Source organism: Paenibacillus ginsengihumi DSM 21568 (assembly GCF_000380965.1).
In the GTDB taxonomy this organism is placed as follows: domain Bacteria; phylum Bacillota; class Bacilli; order Paenibacillales; family NBRC-103111; genus Paenibacillus_G; species Paenibacillus_G ginsengihumi.
The window spans coordinates 1-4,583 of record NZ_KB905668.1 but is presented as its reverse complement, the minus strand read 5'-3'; the positions used below and the strand labels follow the sequence as shown (position 1 = coordinate 4,583).

Annotated in this window: 5 protein-coding genes; 1 reads left to right on the top strand and 4 read right to left on the bottom strand. The window is 39.3% G+C overall.

Annotated features, from left to right (window positions below; all coding sequences use genetic code 11):
- Window positions 1-672: 672 nt before the first annotated feature.
- The 4 genes from F591_RS0126725 to F591_RS0126715 all read right to left on the bottom strand — a co-directional run bounded on the left by F591_RS0126725 (window position 673) and on the right by F591_RS0126715 (window position 3,647).
- Window positions 673-1,368 carry a hypothetical protein gene (locus tag F591_RS0126725; RefSeq protein ID WP_019537607.1) on the bottom strand — a complete coding sequence of 232 codons (696 nt, stop codon included), beginning with the start codon at window positions 1,366-1,368 and terminating at the stop codon, window positions 673-675.
- Window positions 1,369-1,388: 20 nt separating this feature from the next.
- Window positions 1,389-1,907, bottom strand: coding sequence for a hypothetical protein (locus tag F591_RS31860; protein ID WP_156829724.1), 519 nt, complete (start codon window positions 1,905-1,907; stop codon window positions 1,389-1,391).
- Window positions 1,908-2,323: 416 nt separating this feature from the next.
- Window positions 2,324-3,067 carry a DUF4367 domain-containing protein gene (locus F591_RS0126720; protein WP_040742704.1) on the bottom strand — a complete coding sequence of 248 codons (744 nt, stop codon included), beginning with the start codon at window positions 3,065-3,067 and terminating at the stop codon, window positions 2,324-2,326.
- Window positions 3,068-3,086: 19 nt separating this feature from the next.
- On the bottom strand, window positions 3,087-3,647 hold the full coding sequence (locus tag F591_RS0126715) for an RNA polymerase sigma factor (protein WP_019537605.1): 561 nt from the start codon (window positions 3,645-3,647) through the stop codon (window positions 3,087-3,089).
- A 447-nt stretch (window positions 3,648-4,094) separates the two neighbouring features.
- On the opposite strand from F591_RS0126715, the gene F591_RS29250 reads away from it, so the two are divergent.
- Window positions 4,095-4,583: a hypothetical protein gene (locus tag F591_RS29250; protein WP_019537604.1), complete on the top strand. Its 489-nt coding sequence runs from the start codon at window positions 4,095-4,097 to the stop codon at window positions 4,581-4,583.

The window sequence follows — 4,583 nt, the reverse complement described above, 5'->3', positions numbered from 1 at the left end:
TCGGCGACGCTCCGCAAGAATTTCAATTCGGCGTTCGCGGCGTGATTTTCGTTCTGGCGCATGGTTCGTTGCTTGTGGTACCATGTTGCTAGGGACACTTCCTCTCGTTGGTTATTCGTGGTGGTTTAACCTTTGACAAGAGGCTTGCAGTGTCCTGTTTATTTTGCAAAAAAATTGGCAACTTTTTATGACGAAAATGCCTTGTCACAACGTGAATCTCTCAGATTTTGGCTAGGCTACATTCCGAATTCATGTTTAATATAGTAAATCCAGCAGTTTAAAGGTGTATTGAATAAAAGCAATTACACAATAATAAACTATGAGTAACTGGATTTATGCAGGTGCAACGCCTACAAGCATAAAAGGGGTGATATTTTATGGAATCAAAAGACGATAAAAAAACAAGAAATGATGAAAATTACGAAATCCCCTCCTTCAATTCAGCGACTGATCACTACAAGACCATTATGGGAACTCCGACAAATAGAGTTGATTTGAAAAAAATGCCCCGTCCTCTTCGATATTTTGGATATTTCGTTTTTGTAGCAATGGCAACATGTTCAATAATTTTTATTATAATGCTTGTTTTACAAAACTTTTTTTAAAACATAAATAGCCCCTACGGTTGGAAGTTTCTTGGGTTAGTCTCCAACCGTAGGGGCAAATAGAAAGTTAGTCATTCAAAATACTTTTGTTGATTGTAACCTTACCTTTATAATTGTTAAGAAGTTCCTTTTGATAGGCCCCAAAGCTGGCACCGTCATTTTCAATTTTCCCTTCTTCAACAAGCTTATCAAACAGCTTGCCCATCAACAGGGCCTTTTCGTATTCATTTTTGATCTTGTCACTTTTCCAAAATTCATCTTCGGACAAACCAGTGATTCGTATGCGATGCTTCATAATTTCGCGCACAATTTCATTATTCTCGCCAGTAATTGAAGGGTCGTTTAGTGCGGATTTTTCAACTTCGATTACTTCTTCAATTTCTTGAGGACTTACTTTAAGTCCCAACTTTTTCGCATGACTCACTGTTATTTCCTTGGTCAACATTTCGTTAATCAATGCATCATCCGAAATAGAGGAGGAATTAAGAGATTGTTGATTTTGCAACTTCTTAATCATCTCCATATTACTTTTATAAAAAACAAAGTCCTGTTTGGAAATTTGAAAATCATCGCTCTGAGCTAACGGAACAGCAGAAGCAAGTTTGTTGTTTTGTTCCTGGTCAAGTTTTGCTTTCAAAGAATCAAAGCTTGAACTAATTATTTCCACCGTGGATGTTGATAAATTAGAAGCGAATGCAGAACCAATCAAAAGCAATGATAAGCAAGCGCCGCCCATAATCACGAATAGCCTATTTAGTTTCATCTGAATCTTACCTCCATTTATTAATGAGAGATGGTGAACGAATCTTTTACTGCCCCGCCTCCAAAACATTTGTCGGGCGCGGGTTGGACATAACCTTCATTGTCAACATTGACTTTATAATTTGTAACCAATGATTTCTTCCAATTACTACCGCTATTTTTCCCAACTATAGTTGTCCCGGGACTGACCCAGTAACTTGAGTTCTGTGTTAGGGAAACGGAAGCTCCGTCAAAATTGGTAGTTGCTCTAACAGCCATACTGCTGTTACAACTACTAAGTCCGTGAGAACTGCTGGATTTGATGCTTGCATCTGAATTTGTATAGGTGTTTTGATACATATTTCCACCTATATAAGTACTAGTATACGTTAGGATCGAACCTGTTGTGGCACTCACACTAAAGGTAACACCACCATCTGGACCATATTGAAAGATAAGCTTACTTGTTTCGTGCGTATCAACAGCTGCTAATGCAGCGTTTGGGAACGCAAGAGCTAATGATAAGCAAGAAAGAAGTGCCAAAGACTTTGCTTTTTTCATTGTACATCCTCCATTGTTTAAGATTTTAAAACCTCAGTTTTTTAATCCATTGTCAAAATCGTCATGCAACAACAGAACAATGCATCTTGTGCTGATCTTCATTCCGTTACTTGCGTTTCATTTTACGTCCCTCCCATGGATTCAACTCCATTTTTTTGATGTAAATCCTTATAATCAACTTCCGTTCGTGGTGTCTACATATATATCGATGTGAACGACAAAAATCTAACGGTAAATTTCAAATTTTTTTTTACTCAGAGAGCCGAGAGTAAAAAAGGTAAGACTCTCTCGACTTTAAGATATCCCAGCCAACTGCGTCCACCTGGCTTTCGGGCCGGTTTGATGTGCTGCTCGACCTCGGAAAGACGATCCTGCCTTCTAAAAGCCTTGTTCAAGACTTTGCGGGAGAGTTTCTGTTATCTTTTATGCGGATGCATCGATTCAGCTATTAACAAAACTTCAGCTTCGGTCAACTTTCCGGATATGGAAATTTTGATATCTTTCGCAAGCCATTCCAAGTTGACAAATCCTTCTGGTAGCATTACACACACAGCCGCGTTACCGTGAATCGTCGTTTCCTTGATCGTACCTGCATCCACTGCTACGTCGCTTTTATTATCGGTCGACCCCGGCTCAACATAACGCTGGCTGATCTTGAAGAGATCTTGAACATCATTTACATACTCTAAGTAGGCATTATGGTATTCTCCATCCGCCTCTTGAAAAATACGAACCACATCAAGCATGTAATTCTCTGGCACATACTCTGGGATAAGAAGAGAAAACATAAGCTTAGCTGCGGCGTCATCGAGTGTAGTTTCCTCAGGAATAGACGTTGTACCATTATTACTTTCTTCTGGGGGAGTGGTTAACGCGGCAGAATTATCCTGGTGTTCCGTTTTTGCAAAGAAAAATTCAATAATACTTTCCCTGACCTCCCGAAATAACGAAGAAACACTAGCGTAAGTTTTCGGAATATTGACGGTCAGAGCGACCTCCACAAGAAGAACGCCTGCAATTATAGCAGCTGCTATTTTAAATCGAAAACGTCTCTTCTCTTGCCGACGACGTTTTTCTAAATGAACAAGAACCTTTTGCCAAGAATCCGATTCGTCTGGGATTTCAATTTGATCATAGTATTCTTGTAGCAACTGTTTCATCAGTTTATCCTTCTCATGTTCATTCATCATGATCAGCCCATTTTCTTAGAAAATGTTGTAACAATTTTTTTCGTGCACGTGCCATCCGTTGATTAAGTACTGTTTCACTCAGGTTAAGCTCTTTACTAATTTCTCGATACGATTTACCTTCCAAATAACTCAACAGCATTACCCGATAGTCCGGCTTTAATTCATGAAGCGCTTGATAAAGCAATTCGTTCCTTACTTTTTTTTCAACTTCGTCGGCAATATCGGTTTCATCTTTTCTTACACATATATTATCGTATATGTTGCTGACAATCTGACGATCATTTTTCCACTTTCTCAAAAAATCAATGGCTGTGTTCCGAGCGACCCGCTTGACCCAGCCCGGAAGATTCTCATACGAACGTAATTGGGATCCTTGATCTGTTACTTTCAAGAAAGCTTCCTGTATAATGTCTTGAGTCAATTCGTGATCGTGGATAATAAAGAAGATATCTTTATAAACAAATCGTGAAAAGGAACGATAGACCCATTCCTGAGCAGTGACCTCCAAGTTGTGAATTGGACTTCTTAACAGATTAAACCATTCTCCCATGAAAGTCCCCCCGAAATGCCAACTGCTGTTTTTCTCTATTCGCCATATACTCACATCATATGGCAGATTCTATATGTAAATATTAGTATACCATATATAGGAGCAAGAGGAATTTTGGTGCGACTTTTGGAATGATTTTTCACAAAATTGTACGTTTTAAAGCCTAATTATTTATACGTTTACACGTGCTTTTACGATTCACATTCACTAAAGTTCCTAAAGGACGTAAGGAAGAAGCAATGGATTACGCCAGTTAAAAGTGATCCTGAAAATTCGACATCTACAATCTTGGATATAAAAACGTTAGATATTCGCCCCTTGCTTCGTTATGTAATTTGCAGGGAAAATTTGCTTCGAACTAATACGACAAGGGGGGACCATTTTCGTCTACTGGCAAGGTTAGAGCTTGTGTACTGAATTTTATATTGATAAAGGAGTCGTGACCTTTTGAACAAAAAAACATTTTCATTCCGAAGTGTGCTCTTAATGCTTCTGATTATTGCATTAATTCCAGCCCTGGGGTTTGCTCATGATGCTGCCGCGGCGCAAGCGAAAACTTCGCTGCCGCCATCGTCTTTCTTAGCTCCTAATACAATTTTCCACCCTGATTTCGATTTTCTTGAGAAAGGTCAAGGATACTTATCGTATCAAGGTGATAACAAAGTCAATATATGGGGTGAAACCTATGGAACCGTCCGAGTGAATGAAATCGGCATACAAGTAACTTTGCAACGCTGGACAGGATCAACTTGGACCGATGTGTACATTGGGGCCAGTGTCAAGGAAAGAAATGCTGCTTATGCATATACCTCTGTTCGCGATATCTCTGTATTATCTGGCTATTACTATCGTGTTAAGGCCTACCATTGGATACGGAAAGATAACACCACCGAATCCGGATATCGCTATTCATCTTCATACCTGATTCCAGAATGA